Raw genomic sequence first — 20,338 nt, 5'->3', positions numbered from 1 at the left:
GGGTTTTCCCTTGGAGAAGCGGTGACTAGACTGGAATCACTCGCTTCCACATGGTGTGGCTAGCGCAGCAAATAAAACCAAGTCTGGAGGTAATGATCATGAAATCGCTTATCAAGGCAGTCGCCATTGCAGCCGCTCTCGCCGCTCCGGTCGCTTCGTTCGCGCAGTCGAGCCAGCAACCCGTGACCCGCGCGGAAGTGCGCAATCAGTTGATCCAGCTGGAACAAGCCGGCTATAACCCGGCTGTGAGCAACGACCCGGACTATCCGGCCGACGTCCAGGCCGCCGAGCGTCAAGTGCAGGCTCAAAATCCGGCCATGGCGCAAACGCAATTGCCGGTCGCCGATACGAGCGGCTACGGCGGCGCGACGAGCGGCTCGTCCAATCGGGCAATATGGGCGCACGGATGACCGCACCAACGAGCGGCCCGAAGTCGGTGTACTTCGGCAACTAAGCCAAGTTGAGTAACCAGGCGGTATCGCGTACGAGGCGGTCCGCCGCACGCAATACAAATCTGGATGTCGAGTAACAGTGCGGGCGCCGCGATGAATGCGGCGCACGCGGCATGAACCGAGGCAAAATCCCCGTCTCAAGTAACGCGCGAAGCAGCGTCGCGAACATGCGACGCCGGCGCGAGACTCGAGCGCGAGTCCACAGGAAAATGCGGCGCGGCGAGTTGCGCCGTCCGCGGTCCACAGGAACCTCCGCTGCCGAAAGGTAGCTTCGCCCAACCGTTTTGCGATTGGGCTTTTTTTGCGGCTTTATCAGGAAAAGGCGCAGGCAAACACGGAGCTATGCGGGCAGACACGCGCGATGCGTCACGGACGCTCGCCGTGAATATAGAACTCGAGCTGCTGAATGGTGAACTGCTGCTCGGCGATGATGTTTTTCACGAGGTCGCCAATCGACACCATGCCGATCAGCCTGTCGTTTTCGATGACCGGCAGGTGACGCATGCGCCGTTCTGTCATGAGCGCCATGCAGTCTTCGGAAGTCTGGTCGGGACGAACGAAGCGCACGGCCTTGCTCATGATTTCGCGCACCGGCGTCGCCTTCGACGACCGGTCCATCAGCACCACCTTGCGCGCGTAGTCGCGCTCGGTGATGATCCCCGCGATGCTGTCGCCATCTGTCACGACCAGCGCGCCAATGCCTTTTTCAGCCATCAGCTTGATCGCCTCATAGACGGAGTCGTCGGCTCCGATCGTATAAACGGTCGTGTTATTCGGTTTCGTTTTAAGAAGCTGTGCAACGGTTGTCATGGAGCGGCTCCGTTTCGCAGTGCAGCACGCCGGCGCGGCGGGCTGTCGAGGACAGGCCATTCCAGTATAGGCGCGACGCGTCAGCGAGTGTGTCCGGGAATACCTGGAGCGCGCAACGCATCGAGATCGGTTAGCGTGCCGCGCTGCGCGTCGTTGCGTCGTTGCCTCCTTGTGTGGCGTTTACGCCTTGCCGGAGCGGGGTTTTGTGCGCCGCGCATGGGCATGCCGATGCGCGGCGCCGATTAGCGGTAAACTCCTGTCCGTACCTAATCCCCGGTTTGCTCGGGTTCATGTCCAGCACCACTGTCTAAAGCCATGCTCACGTCTCACGATCCGTCGCCCGCAGCAGACGGCGCAATCAACGGCGAATGCGTCGTTCTCGACGCCACCGCCACGCTCCCCACGCGCTACGGCACGTTCACTTCTTACGTGTTTCGCGTGGTCGACAGCGGCGCCGAACATCTCGCGCTCGTCATGGGCGATGTCGCGAACCAGTCGTCGGTATTGACGCGTTTGCACTCCGAATGTTTGACCGGCGACGTGCTCGGCTCCTACCGCTGCGATTGCGGCGAGCAACTTGATCTCGCGCTGCGCTATATCGCGGCCGAAGGCTGCGGCGTGCTGTTGTATCTGCGCGGTCACGAAGGTCGCGGCATTGGCCTGTCCAACAAGATTCGCGCGTATGCGCTTCAGGAGCAGGGGCGCGATACTGTCGAGGCCAATCTCGATCTCGGTTTGCCGGACGACTCGCGCGAATACGACTCGGCAGCGGGCATTTTGCGCACGCTGAAAGTGACGTCCGTGCGGTTGATGAGCAACAACCCCGAGAAATTCGACACGCTCTCGAAGCACGGCATTCCGGTGTGCGAACGCGTCGCGCTGGCCATTCCGATGCGCGAGGAAAACGAGCGCTATATCCGCACGAAGCAGCTCAAGTTCGGACACTACTTCGACGAAAACGAATAGCGGAAATCTGGGACTTGTCCAAGTTGTTCCCAGTTAAGCCGATAAGTACATTAAGTCTATGTATTAAAAGAAAAATTTGATGACTTTTCTGGCTTGTATATCACGTTATCGCTCGTCGGCGTGTGACTGAGCTCGCTGCAATGGCGTAGGTTTTTAAAGCGTTGTGCGGGAAACCTACGCCAAGTATGCTTTCCCTCAGAAAAACCTACGCCGAGGGAAGTATGCGCTTTGATGCACGTGCCGCAGCTAAGGTGCCTAGCGGCGAGCACATGACGTTTGAGGGTTTTCCAGGACTGAGACTTCAAGCTTCGACGAGCCGCAAATCCTGGACTTACCGCTACAAGTCGCCAGTCGACAGTCGGATGCGCCAAGTGAAGCTTGGTGAATGGCCGGCAATGTCGTTTGCCGCAGCTATCGCTGCATGGGAGAAGTGCCGGGTCGAAAGGGACTCCGGAGCTGAACTCTCTGCGCTGCGTCGAAAGCAGGAATCAGAGGCTTCTCGGGCGTCACCAGAGGATTACACCGTCAAGCGGCTGTGCCGCGACTATCTGCAGGGATATGTCGAGGTCAATCGAAAGAAAAAAGGCGCGGTCGAGGTCGCACGCATTTTCAAGGCGATGTTGGGGCCCATTGCGGATGTGCGCGCGGCTGCTTTGACGCGTGCCCAGGCTTTCGATTTTCTGGAGTCGTATCGGTCTACGCCTGTACTCGCTGCGCGCCTTCGCATGGAACTCGGCAGTGCGTGGCATTACGCGCTGGATGCAGGTCGCCTTCCCGAAAACGCTGCAAACTGGTGGAAGGAGATTCTAAGAGGGCGGCTGAAGAGCAAAGGACGCAAGATCGAGGGGAAATACACCGGGACACAGAAGAGGGTGTTATCGGTCAACGAACTCGGCACATTAATTCGGTGGTTGCCGAATTTCAGTCTGACTGTCGCGGATGCGTTGACGCTTTATCTATGGACGGGCACGAGAGGGGGCGAAATTGTTTCTATGGAGAGCACCGAGATTGCGGACGAGAGTGACGGTCTCTGGTGGACGATCCCAAAGCAAAAGACCAAGGGGCTTAATAACGAGAAGGCAACGGATCTGCGCGTGCCGCTCATAGGCCGTGCCGAAGTTATTGTGCGACGACGTCTCGATCAGGCAAAGGGAACGGTTCTGTTTCCTAACGCGCGGGGGGAGGCGATGAACCAGACCGTGGTCCAGCACGGCGTCTACTACCATCAGCCGTACTGCAAGATTGCTCCGAACCACGATCGGCCGCGTTTGCCTGTCACCCATTGGTCCGCTCACGATCTTCGACGGACCACCCGGACGCTGCTCGCAACCATCGGATGCCCAAACGAAATTGCCGAGGCCGTCCTCGGACATGTCCAGCCTGGCATTATTGGCGTCTATAACCGGCATACGTACGACAACGAACGGCGCGGGTGGCTTACGCACTTGTCACATCGCCTGGAAGCGATTGCTGCGGAATATTCTTCGAAGAAGTAGCACATGCAATCACTGCGCTGGAATGCTGCAGGGTGTGAGATTAGATACTGGGGCTTCGATTATGCTAGAGGTCATGCCCAGGCTAAGCGATACCATGGTCCACGCCGCATAGAGCGATACCTTTTCGGTCACAGTTGTGCATCGGGCGTTTCGTGTGCTCTCTGGACAGATTCCGACGGTACATTCTGTGCGGCGGTCACCAATCGGAGAGGCGGCGATAGCTTTGAGAGCATGCCGATCAGCGAGTAGGGCATTCTGCATTTCTGCGCGCTGCACGGAATTCAATGATTGAAGTTCAATTGAGAGGGATTGACGCTATAGAAGATGCGTTTGGGAGTTTTCGGCTCAGCTTTGGCTGGCTGGCGGCATTCCACGGAACTTTCGGGAAGTGCATTGTCTGGCGGCTACGGTGCCGGAAGGAATTTCCTTTCTTTGAGGGCGTTTGCCACAATTCCGGCCGCCAGCTAAATTCCTCTGTACATGCTCGACTTTAACGATGAATTGTTGTTCATCTTCCGTCCGTTCGTTTCTTCATGTTGACGGTTTCTCAGGTCGATCAGGAGCTAGCGGAAACAGAAGAACTCGGAGTCGCAATGAAGATTTGTCTCTCGCTGAAAGAAGTGGCAGAGGCGCTGTCTCTGTCACCGACCACCGTCCAGCAACTGGTTCGTGAGAAAACGTTCCCGGAACCACGATTGCTGTCTGGGCGGAGGGTGGGATGGCTCGCACATGAGGTGCAGAGATGGGCCGACACCCGTCCGGTTGCCAGGCTACTACCTCCGGAGAACTCCGGATTCAAAAGGCTTCAAGCCCTTCAAGAAGTGAGAGATCAAATCAAAGACGATTTGGGACTCCTTTTCGAAAAATATAACGATTGATGATGCTGCGGTGTCGCTTAAACGCGGTGTCGGACAGAGTGAAAAAACACGGCGGACGACAGCGGAGTGCGCGTCGCCAATCAAATGACTCACATAAGGCAGAAAACGGCCCCGCGCAACTTCTTTGGCAATGCGAACCTACTTATGCCGCGAGCGTAGGAAAGGGACGCAAACCAGAAGTTAATGGCTCAAACTTTTTAAGCAATCCCCTCCATTTCAGCATCATCTTCCTTGTTCAGGAGGAGCTTGGAATCGCGGAAAGCCTTGCTGGTGGTGGTTTAGCGACTCCTTGAAGGTTGAGAAAGCCGATTTTTACCCGCAATTTACCCGCTGATAGACTGTGAAGATGTTCGGCAATCAACCGTCCCTGCCCGAGCTTTACGAATGGGCATTTTCGACGCCAGAGCCGTCTCCCGATTCACCACTTAATCGATGCCCGTTTCCGAGCGTCAACCGGTCTTCCAAATGAGCGACCTAATTGCGGATCGCTAGCCGTGCCGTTCTGGCCTTGGCGTTTGGTGGGCGGCAGATCGCACAGGAGAACGGCCGCGTGCTGATAAACATCGCATACCATGCGGTGGATATCGCGGCCAACGGTGAAGAAACGGCCAACGGGTGATCAATACAGATCATCGGCTTCGGTCATGTCGTCCCGGTGTAGCTACAGCGTCGCGGGGTCGCCGGCGCCGAGCCGTGCGCGCAGCCTGCGCACCGACACGATCTTGCGGAAGCGGGCGTCGGACGTGGGGGCGGTGTCGCCGGCCTCGGCGAGCATCGCGAGGACGGTGGTGCGGATCGCATCGGGGGTGATGGCGGCGGGGCGGGACATGTCGGCACTCCAGCGCGCCAGGGTCACACGGGTAAAACCCGTTGCACGGGGCGCAGGGCGGGATTTTCAGTGTGGATTACGCACGCGGCTAATGCAAGACAACCCGATCTGGCGTGATTAAAAAGGCGGCAGCGGCGATAAACGCCCTTATCGCGGCTAGCGCGATACAAAGCTCGCGCGCGGGGCGAGCATAAGTATTCGCGGCAATGGCCGAGAACTAGCGGTGGCGGGGAGAGGTCACGAATTGAGTGGAACAGGGCTCGCCACGGACTATCCCGTGGCTGGATTGTGTCGCCCGGCGATCGTCAAACACCGCGTGCGAGGACATCGGGAGGAGAGGGCTAAGGCGCAATCCTGTCACCAGCTACAAACGCCCATTCCTGCATCGATTCGCGAGGACATTCAAACGGCCGCTTTGCCCACAAAACCGCCCAAGGGAGCACCATGAGCGGGCCTATCATCAGCGGCTTCGCTGGAAAGCCGCTGGAGCCGTCGGTCTACTGAGCACTAGTGGTTCGAAGAAAGAATACGGGCGATGTCAGCAGCAGCGATATGCAACTGATCCGCGACCTCATGTATCGGGCGCTTCTTCTTCCGCTCGGACGGCCCTGTCACAGAAAGCAGCCCGATCAGTTCCTGGCGCTCATCACGAACCGGCACGGAAATAGCGAAGAGACTCAGCCGGCGTCGTCGATGTCATGCCCAACGCCAGTCGTGCCGTTCGGTCCGCTTGGGCAGATTCCCGAAACGGTCGGCCACGTTCATCCGAGATACGCACTCGTCGACGTGCAGATAGAGGCTCATGGACGTAGCGCATGAGGAACCGAAAGCGGGAGACGTTAACGACACGTCATTGTCGGCGAACCGTGCCGGCCACAAGAACATCATCGCGCGCAACCTCATTTTAGTAATCACGATTCCCAAATCGCGATTGATAGCGCAATTTCGGCCAAAGACGATAGCGCAGAACATCGCGTTTCACGATTGGCCTACAGAAGCACTTTTTACATAGATCCTCGCGAATGATGAAACAGGGGGCTATGAGTTAAACGAAGACGTATGTCGCATGATGAAGTCAAACAAAGTGAAAGGAGATCACATGCAATCTAAAACCAGGATCGGGATCGCTATCGCGGCGTGCACTACCTGCATCTCGCTGGCGAATGCCGACCAGACAGTGACGATCGGTTTTTCCGGCTCGCTAACCGGACCGGTGGCTCATATCGGCAAGGATGCTGAAAACGGCGCCCGCCTCGCGATCCAGGAGGCAAACGACGCGGGTATCAAGATCAAGGGGGAGTCCGTGCACTTTGCCCTCGACGCAGAAGACGATGCCGCCGATCCGAAGACGGCTGTAGCCGTCGCGCAGAAGTTTGTCGATCAAAAACTCAACGGTGTCGTCGGACCTTTGAGTTCCGGTGCAGCCTTGCCGGCGTCGAAGGTCTACGCAAACGCTGGAATTCCCCAAATATCGCCTTCTGCTACTAACCCAACGTTGACGCGACAAGGCTTTGCGACGGCATTTCGTGTAATCGGCGACGATAGTTACGTAGGTAAGGTCATCGCGCAATACATGGCCAAGATCAAGGGGTACAAGCGTATCGCGGTGGTTGACGATCGGACGGCCTATGGTCAAGGTCTAGCTGACGTCGTTGCCGCGGAACTGAAGGCGAATGGTGTGGACGTAGTCGACCGCGAGTACGTCAGCGACAAGATAATCGATTTTCGCGGTGTGCTCACCGCTATCAAATCGAAGGACGCCCAAGCCGTGTTCTATGGCGGTGTGGATTCGCAAGCAGGGCCATTGCGCAAGCAGATGACGAGTCTTGCGGTGAACATTCCACTCGTGGGCTCATCGATCTCTACTGAAAAGTTCATTCAACTGGCTGGCAATGCCGCAGCCCAAGGTACCGTTTCTGCGGAATCGGGGCAACCTGTCTCGGCGTTGCCGAACGGTCGTGCGTTCCAGGAGCGATTCAAGAAATACGGCCCAGTTGTTCTGTATGCGCCGTACACGTATGACGCAACTTGGGCACTCATCAAGGCGATGAAAACTGCCGATTCGACCGTTCCGAAGGACTATTTGCCCGCATTGCACAAGATATCCTTCGACGGTGTTACCGGCAAGATATCGTTCGACGAAAACGGTGACCTGCGGGCGGCAAACGTGACGCTTTATCAGGTCAACGGCGATAAATACGTTGTTTTCAAGACGGTCAGCCTGAACTGAAGTGATTCGTTCAGGTATAAATTATTTCTTACTATCAAAACAAATAGATAGGATTGCAAAATGAAAAAATCGATTATTGCCGCGGCCGCCTTCGCCGTCTGTGGCTCCGCTTGGGCCCAATCATCTGTGACGCTCTACGGTCTTATCGATGCCGGTATACCAGCACGTACCTGTTCCGCGATGCGCGCCGACGTGAACAACCCGATCGCCACGATGACAAGCAAGGCAGGCGAGCATTTCTTGAGAAATGGAAAAGCATCGGGGATGACGAAGTACCAGAGAAATATCTGAACAAGCAGCGGAATGTCGCGGAACAGTTCGACCCAGGCGGCGCCGAACGACGCGAGCCACGGTGTGTCGGGCAAGGTGCGCAACGTTCCTACTGTCACACCGACGATCAGTGCGACTAGGAGTGCGCCGAGCGAGACCGCCAATGTCCAGCTCCATGCCGAAAGAATCCAGTTCAGGTAAGTCTGATCACCACCGCTGCCAAAGCAGCTGGCGATCACATCGCCCGTCGTCGTTTCCTTGCAGAACACACTCCAGTCCAGCGCCATTTTGATCTCCCGCCTGTCAATGCCGTCTTGTTACCGCGTCGCGTAGCTTTCCATTGGCAAATCATTCGGCTGCGCCCACACCTTGACCAGCGCTTCGGGCGGCTCCATGTTCATGCGGATCCCGCGCGGGGGAATCGGCTGCAGAAACCATTTGCTCCACAGTGTTTTCATCTCGCCGCTGGCGTCCATCTTCCGGATCGTGCCGTCAACAACCTTCTTGAAATCGGGGTCGTCCTTGCGGAACATGATGGCGATCGGCTCCGTGTTGAACGGCTCCCCCGTCACAGTGTAGGCAGCTGGATTGCGCGCGCTCGCGATCGTCGCCCGCAAAACGCCCTGATCGAGCACCCAGGCATCGGCTCGACCTGATTCGAGCATCAGGAAGCTGTCAGCGTGATCCTTGCCGTAGAGGTCGGTCCAGCTCAGGCCCGCTGCCCGTTCGTGCTGACGCAGATGTTGAATGGCAGTCGTCCCCGTCGTTGCGACGACGGTTTTTCCGGAAAGATCGCGCAGGTTGTGAATGCCCGAATCGGCCCGCACGGCCATCCGGTCTTCCTCGATGTAGGTCGTGACGGAGAACGCGACGTCGCGCGCACGTACCTGGTTGTTCGTCGTCGAGCCGCATTCGAGATCCACCGTGCCGTTCTGCACGAGCACCACGCGATTCTGCGAATTGACCGTTTGATACTTCACATCGAGCTTCGGCAAGCCAAGCTGCGTTTGAATGGCGGAAACGATCTGTTTGCAGATATCCATCTGGAAGCCGATGGGTTGACCGTCACCGCCCGTGTACGACAGCGGAATCGAACTATCGCGCACGCCGAGCGTGATCGACTGTGACGCCTTGATCTTCGCGAGCGTCGAATCGTCGGCAAGGGCGATTTGACTTGCGGCCAGGCCGGCCAGTGCAATTACCATCCATACTTTCATCGTCATCCTCCGCTTTATGCGAGTCCGTGAAATGCACGCTCAGACACATGCTCGGATGCGCAAAAAGGCATGTCTATTCCGAATTCAGGAAGGATTCGATACGCCTGGCCTATTGAAAGGCCGATGAAAAAGCGGCGATGCCAATCGACATCGCCGCTGAGGTGAAGGAGATGGAAATGTTTGCGCCGGACGCTATTCGATCAGTCCGTGCGCCGAAAGCACCTTTTGAAGCCATGTCTGATCGCGAGCGCCCGTCGCGATTTCATCCTTGATACGCGCTTCGTTCGCGGCAATCTGCACGACCGCTTCAAGGACGTTCCGTGCGTTCGTCGCAGGAAACGAAACGACACCATCTTCGTCCCCGACGATCAGATCCCCAGGCGAGATGACCTGCCCGCCAATGGAAACCGGCACGTTGATCGCACCCGGCCCGGCTTTGTAGGGACCACGATGGCTCGAACCGCGCGCGTAGCAAGGGAAATCGGCTTCGAAGAATGCCGCGCTGTCGCGGATTGCCGCGTCGAGCACAAAGCCCGCACATCCGCGCTGTTGCGCGTAGAGCATGATCAGTTCGCCCACCAGTGCGTTGGTCGTATCGGCGCCGCCATCTACGACGAGGACATGCCCGGGCGACATATCCATCAACGCCTTGTAGATCAGAAGATTGTCGCCGGGACGCGTCTTTACGGTGAACGCCGTACCGACGAGCTTCCGGCTACGGTGATATCGCCTCAATCCGACCACGCCCGACACGCGCTGGAGACTGTCGCTGATGTGCGGCGTCACGATCTCGCGCAACGCCTCCACAACTTCTGATGGCGCCAGCGCGGGCGGCGGATGAATAGTGAATCCGGAACTCGACACAGCGGCACTCCTTTCCGATCGCGGATATAAATTCCCGCAGACGTGCGGGTAAACGCGGTCAATATCGAGTACCGTGTTGATTCTGTAAATTCCGAAGAACGGAAGGAATCCTTCTGCCGGTCGTATCGAAGAAGCTCTACTTACGCTCTGGCTGTACGACCTGGGCGAGTTGAAGACGCCTTGCCCGTCTGGACAATTCTGCTTTTGGATAGGGTTTCGACTGCCGCATCGACGATCGGGTTTGCCCGCTGGGTCGACCACGCGACCGCAGTCGTGACAACGGTGACCGACTCTTTTAGAGGCCGTAACACGACGTTGTCCGCCGCCATCCTTTTCAGCGAATCGGGCACGAGCGCGATGCCCTGTCCACAGCCGACGAATGCAATCTGCGATGCAACCGAGCGCACTTCGTGCAGCACACGCGGAGAAAAACCCGCACCGCGACAAGTCGCAATGATGCTGTCGAAGTAATTCGGACTGAAGTGCCGCGAAAACATGACGAACGCTTCTTCCGCAAGCGATGCGAGCCGCACGCGCGGCAATTCGGCAAACCGGTGCGTCTTCGGCAAGGCCACCGCAAGCCGGTCCTGCTTGAGCGCCAACGATTGAATCGACGGCCCCTGCTCGCCTTCGAGTCGCGCGAATGCGAGGTCGATGTCGCCGCGCTCCAGAGCCGGCACGGCTTCTACGCTGTCGATCTCCTTGACCGATACAGTCAGCTGGGGAAACTGCGCCTTCAGGCGTTCGATGAAAGGCGGCAGCGTATCGATCATCGCGGATGCAATGGCGCCGATCGTCAATACACCGCTGTTTCCCTGCGTTGCCTCCTGCACGGCGAGTTCCAGCCGTTCGAGCTGCTCGGCGAATTTTCGAACGGCCGGGAGGATTGCAGCGCCGACCTGCGTGAGCTTTGCGCCGTGTCGCCCGCGTTCGAACAGCTTGACCTTCAGCGCCTGTTCGAGCACCTGAATCTGTTCAGTCAAAGGCGGCTGTGACATGCCGAGCCGCTGCGCGGCGCGGCCGAAGTGCTCTTCCTCGGCGACGGCGAGGAACAGCCACAAGTGGCGAACAAGTCGAAAGTTAATCATGGCATTAATAGCTTCAGCGTATGAAAGGGTTCCGTTCTTCGGAATTTACATATACGACTCTACAGCTGAGACTGCATGCTCCGCAACGCATCTGGTCAAGACCATGACGACCCATACTTTGCTCGACAGGCTTGCCTCACTCGATTCCAACACGGTTTCCGACGCACTCGATTTTCTTGGTCTGCCTGGCGCGACGTTCGGCATCCGCCCGCTCTGGGATTGCCCGCGCATCGTTGGACGCGCGAGCACCATTCAACTGGGACCCAAGACAGATGCGACGCCGTCCGTTCATCTCATCACCCCCGTTATCGATGAAATTCGCACGGACGATCGCGTTCTCGTGATCGCGGGCGGACTCGAGGGCATTTCTTGCTGGGGCGACATCATCGCCAACGCAGCGACCGCGAAAAAGATTCGCGGCTCGGTGATCGACGGATGCAGCCGCGATATCGAAGGCAGCGAGTCGATCAGCTATCCCGTGTTTGGGCGCGGCATCACGATGATCAGTGCACGCAATCGCGTTGCGCAGATCAGTTCCGGCAAACCCGTGACGTTCGCGGGCGTGGTCGTGCATGAAGACGATTACGTGATCGCGGATCGCTGCGGCACGGTGTTCGTGCCTGCCGCGCGCATTGAAGAAGTGGTCGAACTCGGTGAACGCATTGCGAAGCGCCAGGACGGCATGGTGAAGGCCGTTCGCGCAGGCCGCTCTGTCGCCGAAGTCATGCATGACAAGGAATTCGAAGCTATCCACGTGAAGGAAGCCAAATGAGCGCTGAAGACAAAGAACTCGTCGCCCTTTTTGAAGGGTTGGACACGCCGGGCGTCTCCGATGCAATGGACAAGCTCGGTCTGCCCGGCCAGTGTCTGGGTATCGCCGCACTGGATGATTACCGGAAGACGGTGGTTGGTCCGGCTTTCACCGTCAAATACGTAAGCGCGAGCACGCCGCCAGGCAGCGTCGGCGATTTCATCGACGATGTGGCCGAAGGCGATGTGATCGTGATCGATAACGACGGTCGAACGGACTGCACGGTCTGGGGCGACATCATGACCCAATATGCGGGCGCGCGAAAAATTGCCGCAACGGTAATCGACGGCGTATGCCGCGACGTAGCCAAAGCGCTAGACGACGGCTACCCGATGTTCAGCCGCGGACGCTTCATGCGTACGGGCAAGGACCGCGTTCAGGTGGAATCGATCAATGCACCCGTTTCGATCGGCACGGCGCGGGTGACCGCACGGGACATCGTCGTTGCGGATGCGAACGGCGTCGTCGTCGTGCCGCGCGCTCGCGCGCACGAAGTTGCGGCGCTGGCACGCAAGATTGAAGAGACGGAATCGCAGATCCGCGCGCGCATTGCAGATGGTATGACGTTAGGCGAGGCGCGCGCGGCACTCGGCTATCACACGTTGCAGAGGAAGGTGTAATGCAAACATCTGCTCGCCCGCTCAATGTGAATCTCTCGCGTGCGCAGCCATCGGCCACTTACCGGATGATGGATCGCGCTGCAGCACGGCGTGCGAGCGGTGCGCACATCATCTCGCTGAGCGCAGGCGAGCCGGACTTCGAGACGCCCGAGCACGTACGCGAAGCGGCAATCGAAGCCATCCGGGCCGGCCATACGCGCTACACGCAGGTTGCAGGCATGCGCAGCCTGCGCGAAGCAGTCGCCGGGAAGTTCCAGCGCGAAAATGAACTGGACGTCGGCTGGCAGGACACCATTGTGTGCAGTGGCGGCAAGCAGGTCATCTATAACGCCCTGGCTGCAACCCTCAACGAAGGCGATGAAGTCATCGTGCCCGCGCCGTACTGGGTGAGCTACCCGGAAATGGTCGCGTTGTGCGGCGCACATGCGGCCGTCGTGTCGTGCGGAATCGAGAGCGGATTCAAGCTGACGCCGCAGGCGCTTTCGAAAGCGATCACCCCGCGCACGCGATGGCTCATTCTCAATTCGCCATCGAATCCGACGGGCGCCGTCTATACGCGAGAAGAACTCGCGGCGCTGGCAGAAGTACTGCTCGCGCATCCGCATGTGCTCGTGCTGTCGGACGATATCTACGAACATCTCATTTTCGACGGAGCATCGTTCTTCACGATCGCGCAGGTCGAACCCCGGCTCGCCGCGCGTACGCTCACCATGAACGGGGTCTCCAAAGCCTATGCGATGACGGGTTGGCGCATAGGCTACGGAACAGGTCCGCGCTGGCTGCTCGATGCGATGGAAAAGCTGCAGGGTCAGCAAACCTCAGGCGCCAGTTCGATCTCGCAACATGCCGCGCTTGCTGCACTGACCGGGCCACAGGACTTCATCATCCGATCGCGTGGGGCGTTCGAACGCAGGCGCGACCGGGTGGTCGACCTGATCAATGCCGCGCCCGGATTGACGTGCCCGAAACCGGGCGGCGCATTCTACGCTTTTGCGTCGTGTTCGGCCCTGATCGGCATGACCACTGTAGCTGGCACTGTGCTTCGCAGCGACGAGGATGTTGCAACGGCCCTGCTCGACGAAGCAGGCGTAGCGACGGTCCATGGCAGCGCATTTGGACTCGGACCTTACATCCGGATTGCTTATGCGCTTGACGATGCCGTCCTGACCGAGGCATGCAGCGCTATTCGCTCGTTTTGCTCATCGCTTTCAGGATGAGGCCTCGTCAAACGGCAGACATTGAGCTTGAAGTAGATCGCTTTGCGTTCAATCTCGCAGTGATGCGGCACACGGGGGACCGCGCTTTCGTCCAAGCGAAACGCATCGCGTCCCTATTCGCCGAAATTCGCGCGGCCACTTTCGATGTACCCGGATACTCAAATATACCGAAGGATCGGGCGGATCCTCCGCGTGGTCGGGGTGTGCCATTGGCCGCTCCCGAGCGTGAAGCGGCTATTCGAATGACGGCTTTCCACGACAAGTGAACGGCAACTATTGGCCGCACTCGGTCTGCGAGGAGCTCGGATCACTCGAACGGGCGCGGTCCGAAAATGCGAGCTGAATCGCGTTCATCTTTCACGGACAAAGTGCAACGAGATGCGGCGGGTTTCAACAAAGTGCAAAAACATCCTTCGTAATGCATTTGCACAATTGGTTGGATCCCTTGTTCGGTCGAGATTTCGGTGCAAAGAGATGGTCCTAGGTGGGCGTAAGAAATTGCTTCCTGGCTCAAACATGTTTGTCAAACGCACGATCTAGCGAGCTCCAGTTCAGACGCCCATGCGCATGGGCGTCTGAACGCAACTGCTTTTAGTATCCGCCTTTGTCCTTCAGCTTGGTTGGCTGTTCAGGCGTTCTGTAAGCGGACAGCAGGGCCGAAGCCGCAGCATTCAACAGTCCGACGTCGGTTCCGATAGCTACGAACGTGGCGCCCGCATCCAGGTACTCTCGTGCGATTGACTGATCCGGTGCAAGGACGCCTGCTGCTTTGCCTGCCCGCCGAACAGTTTCGATACCCGAGCGAATGCTGGAGCGAACCTCATCGGCGCCAGCCTTTCCTAACAGGCCCATCGACGCGCTAAGATCAGACGGGCCGAAGAACACGCCATCGACTCCGTCGACGTCAGCAATCGCCGCGAGATTCTGGAGGCCCGTCGTTGTTTCGACCTGAACTAGCACACAGATTTCTCGGTGAGCGTTTTCCAGATATCCGCCTACGCGGTTAAACCGCGAGGCGCGGGCGAGCGCGCTGCCAACGCCGCGTACGCCGTGGGGTGGGTAACGGGTTGCGGCAACCGCTTCACGGGCCTGTTCGGCTGTATCGATCATTGGCAGCAAAAGCGTCTGCGCGCCGATGTCCAGATATTGCTTGATCAACGCAGTGTCGCTGCGGACTGGCCTGACCACAGGATGCGATGCATACGGTGCGACCGCCTGTAACTGCGCCAATGTGCTTCGCACGTCGTTCGGAGCGTGCTCGTTGTCAATCAGCAGCCAGTCGAACCCGGCTCCCGCGAGTGCCTCGGTTACGTATGCGTCCGCGAAAGCTGCCCACAGACCGAACTGTTGCTCGTTGCGCGCGAGCGCATCCTTGAACGAATTTTTAGGTAGATCCATACGTCCTCACACAAAGTTCAGCGCGATCCCTCCAAGCTGACCATAGTCAGCATGGAAAGTGTCTCCGGCGCGAGCTGCGATCGGTGCGGTGAACGAACCGCTGAGTATCACATCGCCGGCATTAAGAGCTTCATCGTACGGGGCGATTTTGTTGGCCAGCCAGGCGACTCCGGTCGCTGGGTGGTTGAGGACGGCGGCTGCCAGGCCACTTTCCTCGACTGCGCCATTTTTATAGAGGAGAGCGCCTACCCAGCGGAGATCTACATCCATCGGCCGAACCGGTCGTCCTCCAACAACAATGCCGGCATTGGCGGCAAAGTCAGAGATCGTATCGAAGACTTTCCGCGGTGCTTTCGTTTCGCGATCAAACTGCTCAATTCGAGCATCGATGATCTCGATAGCCGGTGTCACGTAAGCTGTGGCGTCGAGGACGTCGAAAATCGTGACATTGGGTCCCTTGATCGCTTTGTTCAGCACGAACGCAAGCTCGACTTCTACCCGGGGAGCGATGAATCGGCTGACGGGAATATCCTGCCCACTTTCGATAAACATGCTGTCGAGAAGAGGAGCATAGTCGGGCTCTGTGATCTGGGATGAACGTTGCATCGCCCTCGATGTAAGGCCAATCTTCCGGCCTTTGATCACATGTCCCTGCGCGAGTTTGAGCTTTACCCACTCTCGCTGAATCGCATATCCGTCCTCAATCGTCATTTGTGGATACGCTGCGGAGAAATGGCGCAGTTGCGTGCGCGTCTTCTCCGCCTCTTCCAGCTGTGCGGCAAGCTTTTTTATGGTGTCGTTGTCGAGCATCTCATTCCTCTCAGGCTTCGCCCTTCAATCTGGCGTGAAGATTGTTGTGCTTCCATGTGCCGGCTTCGCTGAACTCGCCTATCTCGAGCGAGAGTGCAAGCCCGCTTTTTTCGAATTCATTTCTGAAATGCGCCTTGATTGTCTCGAATAGTGCGTCGCCTGCAGCTCTTTTCGCCGAATCTGAGCGGCCCGCTCCAATCTTCAGATTCGCATGAAGGAACGCGGCATCGGCGCGTCCGTCGGCAATGGCGTACTGTTCACATCGCAGGGCACGCACCCGAACGCCGCCGATTGGAAACACAGGCTTCCCGATCTCCTGTTGAGCGACGAGCACTTTTGCGAGCTTGTGACAGAGTTGGTCCATGCTCGAGGCATCACTGAGATTTGCGCTGTATTCAAGAGTCAGATGTGGCATGTCTTTCCCCTTGTTCAATCGCGGAGAGGCGTGACCGGCAGGATCGCATTAATCTGGCCCGTGCCGGAGCTACCGAAGTAAGGCGTGACTACCTCAGCCTTCCCTTCGTAATCTTCCCAACCCAATGCGCCGAGGAGCATGGCGGTATCATGCATCCCACCTTCGCCCCAGCATTTTTCGTTGTAGAGAGGAAGCATTTCGCAGAAAGTCTTCCAATCCCCGTTTTCCCAAAGACGCACTACATTGCGATCTGTCTGCTCAAGAAACGGATCCCAGACCTTGTGCATGAACTGCTCGGCTGTTCCGTTCTGTGCAAAGCGATGGCTCAACGACCCGCTCGCGAGAATCGCAACCGTCCCGTCGTAGTGTTCCTCGATCGCCTTGCGCACGGCCAGTCCGAACCGGGCACTGGTCTCAAGGTCATGCCACATGCACCAACTAGCGACCGACACCGTCTTGAAGTGCTGATCGGCGTTCATGTAGCGCATCGGAACGAGCGTGCCGTATTCAAGGTCTAGCGAGGTCTCGCTATGTGCACGCGTCTTGATACCCATCTCGTTCGCTGCGTTAGCGATGAGCTTCCCGAGTTGAACATTCCCGGGGTACGCGTACTGCATGTTGTTGATGAAGTGCGGAAGCTCGTTACTGGTGTAGATGCCTTCGAACTTCGGCGCGCAATTGATATGGTATTCACTGTTGACCAGCCAGTGCACATCAAAAACAACAATAGTATCGACGCCGAGTTCCCGGCATCGACGACCAATTTCACGGTGACCGTCGATGGCCGCCTGCCGGCATCCCTTGTGAGGGCCGTCGAGTTCCGACAGGTAAAGCGATGGAACGTGTGTCACCTTCGCTGCAAGTGCAAGTTTGCCCATATAAGCTCCTGAGGCGTTATCGGCCGGGTGGAATTAGACGCCCCAGCGCGGAATATGGTGCGAGCCGAGCGACATGCATACGTTTTTCGGTTCGAGAAACACCTCGTGGCTCCAAGTGCCACCTTCCCGGCCGACACCAGACGCCTTCGTGCCGCCAAACGGCTGACGCAGATCACGCACGTTCTGACTGTTCACGAAGCACATACCGGCCTCTACTGCCGCCGCAACGCGCAAAGCGCGACCCGCATTCTCAGTCCAGACGTAGCTTGACAGGCCGTACGAGATGTCATTCGACAGCCGGATTGCCTCTGCTTCGTCCTCGAACGGAATCAGGCAGGCAACCGGTCCGAAGATCTCTTCCTGCGCGATGCGCATACGGTTGTCGACGTCAACGAAGACTGTGGGAGTCACGAAGTTGCCCTTGCTCATGGAGTCAGGCAAGGAGGGCGCGTCGAGACCGCCGCACGCAAGCGTAGCGCCTTCCTTCGGGCCAAGTTCGATGTAGCTGCGAACCTTGGCAAGGTGTCCCTGACTGATCATCGGACCAACCGTTGTTTTCTCGTTTAACGGGTCGCCGACGACAATCTTCTTTGCGCGCTCGACGAAACGGTCCGCGAACTTCGCATAGATCGATTTCTGGACCAGAATGCGCGACCCTGCTGTGCAGCGTTCGCCATTGTTAGAAAAGATCATGAAGATGGCAGCGTCAAGCGCTCGTTCGAGATCGGCGTCTTCAAAGATGACGAAAGGAGACTTGCCACCGAGTTCCATCGAGAACTTCTTGAGGCCAGCCGTCTGAACGATCCGGTTGCCAGTAGCCGTCGAACCGGTGAACGAGATGGCCTTCACATCTGGATGCGCAACGAGAGGCTCACCGGTTTCCTTACCGTATCCGTGCACAATATTGAGCACGCCCGCCGGGATGCCAGCTTCCAATGCAAGATTGCCGAGCATCGAAGCTGTAAGCGGCGACAGCTCGCTCATCTTCAGGACTGCAGTGTTGCCGAACGCGAGGCAGGGCGCCGTTTTCCACGTTGCCGTCATGAAGGGGACATTCCATGGCGAAATGAGCGCGCAAACTCCGACGGGATGAAACAGTGTGTAGTTCAGGTGCGAATCGGTCGGATACGTGTGGCCGTCGACACGCACACACATCTCAGCAAAATAGGAAAAGTTGTCGGCTGCCCGCGGAACCAGTTGCTTGCCGGTTTGTGAGATGGTCTGCCCGGTATCCTTCGTCTCGGTCTGCGAGATCTCGGGAACGTTCTTGGTGATTAGTTCACCCAGTTTCCGAACCAGCTTCGCCCGCTCGGCTGCCGGCTTCGCGGCCCACGCCGGAAATGCGTCTTTTGCGGCTTGCACAGCAGCGTTAACTTCATCAGCGGTGCCACTTGCCACTTCGGCGAGCACTTCTTGCGTTGCGGGATTGACCGTCTCGAAGTACTCGCGGGAGCCAGTCGTCTTTCCGTTGATCAGATGTTCGATTCGCATGTTGGTTTCCTGTATGGTCAGACGCGGTTGAAGTCCGCGTCGGATGCAATGGTGTTGAGGAGGCGGCCGATTCCCTCGATCTCGCAAACGACTTCATCGCCGGCATTCACGTTCACGACGCCTTCGGGTGTGCCGGTAAGGATGATGTCGCCAGCAGATAGCGTCATGAAGCTGCTCAGATACTCGATGAGAGCAGGGATGTCAGTGACCAGATCTCGCGTGTTGCCATGCTGTTTGAGTTCGCCGTTGACAAGCGTGCGTAGTTCCAGATTGTTGACGTCGGCGACGTCAGCGGCGTCAACAAACCATGGACCGAGCACCGTTCCGCCGTCGCGGTTCTTTACGCGAAGGTTGGGGCGGTAGTAGTTCTCAAGGTAGTCACGAATGGCGTAGTCGTTTGCAACGGTATAGCCCGCGACATACTCCATGGCGTTGTCGCGAGTAATGTTCTTCGCTTCGCGACCAATAACGACAGCAAGTTCACACTCGTAGTGCATGAATGCAACGCCTTCAGGACGACGCGTAACGCCTCGATGCCCAACAACGGAACCAGGCCCCTTTAGAAAAACGAGCGGTTCGTCCTGCTTGGAGAAAGCCAATTCCTTGGCATGCTCTGCGTAGTTCAGACCGAGGGCGAAAATAGTCCCAGTCTCCAGCGGCGACAGCCAAACAACTTCGTCTTCGCGACAGACGCGCCCATCGGCAAGACGAACGCCCAAGCTGTCCGGGTACGCTTCATGGATTGCCCCGGAAAATGCAACGCGGCCGCGTATCATCAAACTTCTCCCTTCTTAGCAGTGCGTTTCAACGAAAAACTCAGCGTCGGTAGACTTCCAATTGTGACGTTGATATCGCCACCGTCGCGCGAGACCGGCGACCCGAAAGGCACGCCAAGCGTGAGCACATCACCGGGTGCAAGAGTCATGAAGTCGGTGACGTCTGCAATCAGACGGGCGACACTCCTGATCGATGTAGAAGTGCTGGTTTCTGATCCAGAAATGCCGTCGCCGGACACGCTGATTGAAAGATTGTCGGGATCAGTCACATGACGCTTTGCGACTACCGCTGGGCCAACAACGCAGAATCCATCGCGAGCGCGAAATCGAACAGACGGGCGATAGACGCTCGCGTGAGGTATCGAGAGATCCGCAATCACTGTGTAGCCGGCGATGTAGTCAAAAGCGTGGTCAGGTGCGACCCTTGATGCCGTTCGCCCAATCACGATACCCAGTGAACCACCGATCTCGACGCCGGTGTCGTCGGGAATTTCAACATGTGAGCCGTGGCCGACGAGCGTATTCGCTGGTTTCACATAAAGAATCGGCGCCTTGGGCGGAGCCTTGTAAGGTGGAACGTTCACAGCATCGCCGAGCGCTTCCAATGCATTGCGATCGTTCAGCAACGTGCCGTACACGGTCTTCCGCAAAGGACAACGAAAGGTTTGGGCGGTAGAAGTCAAATGATCAAGCTGCTCCGCAGTGACATCACGCGGAACAGAATCGGTAGTCAGATGAATAAGGTGGTCGTATATCGCGAACATGATTTGGATTTGCGTCAGATCACTAAGATGTTAGTATTATTTATTCGATTTGGAATTT

At 57.6% G+C, this 20,338-nt stretch carries 19 protein-coding genes and 4 pseudogenes; 9 read left to right on the top strand and 14 right to left on the bottom strand.

Annotated features, from left to right (window positions below; translation table 11 throughout):
* Positions 1–98 precede the first annotated feature (98 nt).
* Positions 99–454: pseudogene (locus VOM14_RS24045) on the top strand (DUF4148 domain-containing protein).
* A gap of 364 nt (positions 455–818) precedes the next feature.
* Here the strand turns inward: VOM14_RS24045 and VOM14_RS24040 are convergent.
* On the bottom strand, positions 819–1,262 hold the full coding sequence (locus VOM14_RS24040; protein ID WP_327631257.1) for a CBS domain-containing protein: 444 nt from the start codon (positions 1,260–1,262) through the stop codon (positions 819–821).
* 315 nt (positions 1,263–1,577) lie between these two features.
* Between VOM14_RS24040 and ribA the strand changes: the two genes are divergently transcribed.
* The 3 genes from ribA (at position 1,578) to VOM14_RS24025 (ending at position 4,602) form a co-directional block, all read left to right on the top strand.
* Positions 1,578–2,228, top strand: coding sequence for a GTP cyclohydrolase II (gene ribA / locus VOM14_RS24035; protein WP_327631256.1), 651 nt, complete (start codon positions 1,578–1,580; stop codon positions 2,226–2,228).
* Positions 2,229–2,449: 221 nt separating this feature from the next.
* The gene (locus VOM14_RS24030) at positions 2,450–3,724 is read left to right on the top strand and encodes a tyrosine-type recombinase/integrase (protein ID WP_327631371.1); all 1,275 of its coding nucleotides are present in this window, start codon (positions 2,450–2,452) and stop codon (positions 3,722–3,724) included.
* Positions 3,725–4,257: 533 nt separating this feature from the next.
* A complete protein-coding gene (locus VOM14_RS24025; protein ID WP_327631255.1) occupies positions 4,258–4,602 on the top strand; it encodes a helix-turn-helix transcriptional regulator in 345 nt (114 codons plus the stop codon).
* Between the two features lie 664 nt (positions 4,603–5,266).
* On the opposite strand, the pseudogene VOM14_RS24020 reads toward VOM14_RS24025, so the two are convergent.
* A pseudogene (locus VOM14_RS24020) lies at positions 5,267–5,431 on the bottom strand (DNA-binding protein); the annotation flags it as partial.
* Positions 5,432–5,938: 507 nt separating this feature from the next.
* Positions 5,939–6,046 (bottom strand): hypothetical protein, encoded by a 108-nt coding sequence (locus VOM14_RS31490; protein ID WP_442955579.1) that lies wholly within the window; start codon positions 6,044–6,046, stop codon positions 5,939–5,941.
* 484 nt (positions 6,047–6,530) lie between these two features.
* On the opposite strand from VOM14_RS31490, the gene VOM14_RS24010 reads away from it, so the two are divergent.
* A complete protein-coding gene (locus VOM14_RS24010; protein ID WP_327631253.1) occupies positions 6,531–7,661 on the top strand; it encodes a branched-chain amino acid ABC transporter substrate-binding protein in 1,131 nt (376 codons plus the stop codon).
* Between the two features lie 60 nt (positions 7,662–7,721).
* Positions 7,722–7,820, top strand: a pseudogene (locus tag VOM14_RS24005) (hypothetical protein); the annotation flags it as partial.
* Here the strand turns inward: VOM14_RS24005 and VOM14_RS24000 are convergent.
* The 4 genes and pseudogenes from VOM14_RS24000 to VOM14_RS23985 all read right to left on the bottom strand — a co-directional run.
* A pseudogene (locus VOM14_RS24000) lies at positions 7,811–8,218 on the bottom strand (ABC transporter permease subunit); the annotation flags it as partial. The pseudogenes VOM14_RS24005 and VOM14_RS24000 sit on opposite strands and share 10 nt — an antisense overlap.
* 30 nt (positions 8,219–8,248) lie before the next feature.
* Complete coding sequence (locus tag VOM14_RS23995) at positions 8,249–9,148, bottom strand: amino acid ABC transporter substrate-binding protein (protein WP_327631251.1); 900 nt, start codon at positions 9,146–9,148, stop codon at positions 8,249–8,251.
* A gap of 192 nt (positions 9,149–9,340) precedes the next feature.
* On the bottom strand, positions 9,341–10,012 hold the full coding sequence (locus tag VOM14_RS23990; RefSeq protein WP_327631250.1) for an RraA family protein: 672 nt from the start codon (positions 10,010–10,012) through the stop codon (positions 9,341–9,343).
* Between the two features lie 140 nt (positions 10,013–10,152).
* Positions 10,153–11,100 (bottom strand): LysR family transcriptional regulator, encoded by a 948-nt coding sequence (locus VOM14_RS23985; RefSeq protein WP_327631249.1) that lies wholly within the window; start codon positions 11,098–11,100, stop codon positions 10,153–10,155.
* 103 nt (positions 11,101–11,203) lie between these two features.
* Here VOM14_RS23985 and VOM14_RS23980 point away from each other — a divergent pair, with 103 nt between their 5' ends.
* From VOM14_RS23980 to VOM14_RS23970, 3 genes are read left to right on the top strand one after another with little or no spacing between them, the layout of a single operon-like run.
* A complete protein-coding gene (locus VOM14_RS23980; RefSeq protein ID WP_327631248.1) occupies positions 11,204–11,872 on the top strand; it encodes an RraA family protein in 669 nt (222 codons plus the stop codon).
* Positions 11,869–12,531 (top strand): RraA family protein, encoded by a 663-nt coding sequence (locus VOM14_RS23975; RefSeq protein WP_327631247.1) that lies wholly within the window; start codon positions 11,869–11,871, stop codon positions 12,529–12,531. Before VOM14_RS23980 ends, VOM14_RS23975 begins: the two co-directional genes overlap by 4 nt.
* Positions 12,531–13,748, top strand: a complete 1,218-nt coding sequence (locus VOM14_RS23970; protein WP_327631246.1) for a pyridoxal phosphate-dependent aminotransferase — start codon at positions 12,531–12,533, stop codon at positions 13,746–13,748. Before VOM14_RS23975 ends, VOM14_RS23970 begins: the two co-directional genes overlap by 1 nt.
* Before the next feature lie 591 nt (positions 13,749–14,339).
* On the opposite strand, the gene hpaI is transcribed toward VOM14_RS23970, so the two are convergent.
* The 7 genes from hpaI to VOM14_RS23935 are packed head-to-tail and all read right to left on the bottom strand — an operon-like array spanning position 14,340 to position 20,280.
* Positions 14,340–15,146, bottom strand: coding sequence for a 4-hydroxy-2-oxoheptanedioate aldolase (gene hpaI / locus VOM14_RS23965; RefSeq protein ID WP_327631245.1), 807 nt, complete (start codon positions 15,144–15,146; stop codon positions 14,340–14,342).
* A 6-nt stretch (positions 15,147–15,152) separates the two neighbouring features.
* On the bottom strand, positions 15,153–15,956 hold the full coding sequence (gene hpaH / locus VOM14_RS23960) for a 2-oxo-hept-4-ene-1,7-dioate hydratase (protein ID WP_327631244.1): 804 nt from the start codon (positions 15,954–15,956) through the stop codon (positions 15,153–15,155).
* A 10-nt stretch (positions 15,957–15,966) separates the two neighbouring features.
* Positions 15,967–16,371: a 5-carboxymethyl-2-hydroxymuconate Delta-isomerase gene (locus VOM14_RS23955; RefSeq protein WP_327631243.1), complete on the bottom strand. Its 405-nt coding sequence runs from the start codon at positions 16,369–16,371 to the stop codon at positions 15,967–15,969.
* A 14-nt stretch (positions 16,372–16,385) separates the two neighbouring features.
* Positions 16,386–17,249: a 3,4-dihydroxyphenylacetate 2,3-dioxygenase gene (hpaD, locus tag VOM14_RS23950; protein WP_327631242.1), complete on the bottom strand. Its 864-nt coding sequence runs from the start codon at positions 17,247–17,249 to the stop codon at positions 16,386–16,388.
* Positions 17,250–17,282: 33 nt separating this feature from the next.
* Complete coding sequence (gene hpaE / locus VOM14_RS23945; protein ID WP_327631241.1) at positions 17,283–18,740, bottom strand: 5-carboxymethyl-2-hydroxymuconate semialdehyde dehydrogenase; 1,458 nt, start codon at positions 18,738–18,740, stop codon at positions 17,283–17,285.
* A 17-nt stretch (positions 18,741–18,757) separates the two neighbouring features.
* Positions 18,758–19,516: a fumarylacetoacetate hydrolase family protein gene (locus VOM14_RS23940; protein ID WP_327631240.1), complete on the bottom strand. Its 759-nt coding sequence runs from the start codon at positions 19,514–19,516 to the stop codon at positions 18,758–18,760.
* Positions 19,516–20,280: a fumarylacetoacetate hydrolase family protein gene (locus VOM14_RS23935; protein ID WP_327631239.1), complete on the bottom strand. Its 765-nt coding sequence runs from the start codon at positions 20,278–20,280 to the stop codon at positions 19,516–19,518. The genes VOM14_RS23940 and VOM14_RS23935 overlap by 1 nt, the downstream gene beginning before the upstream one ends.
* Positions 20,281–20,338: the final 58 nt, after the last annotated feature.

The organism is Paraburkholderia sp. MPAMCS5 (assembly GCF_036016995.1).
Classification (GTDB): Bacteria; Pseudomonadota; Gammaproteobacteria; order Burkholderiales; family Burkholderiaceae; genus Paraburkholderia.
This window is presented reverse-complemented; position numbering and strand designations above follow the sequence as displayed.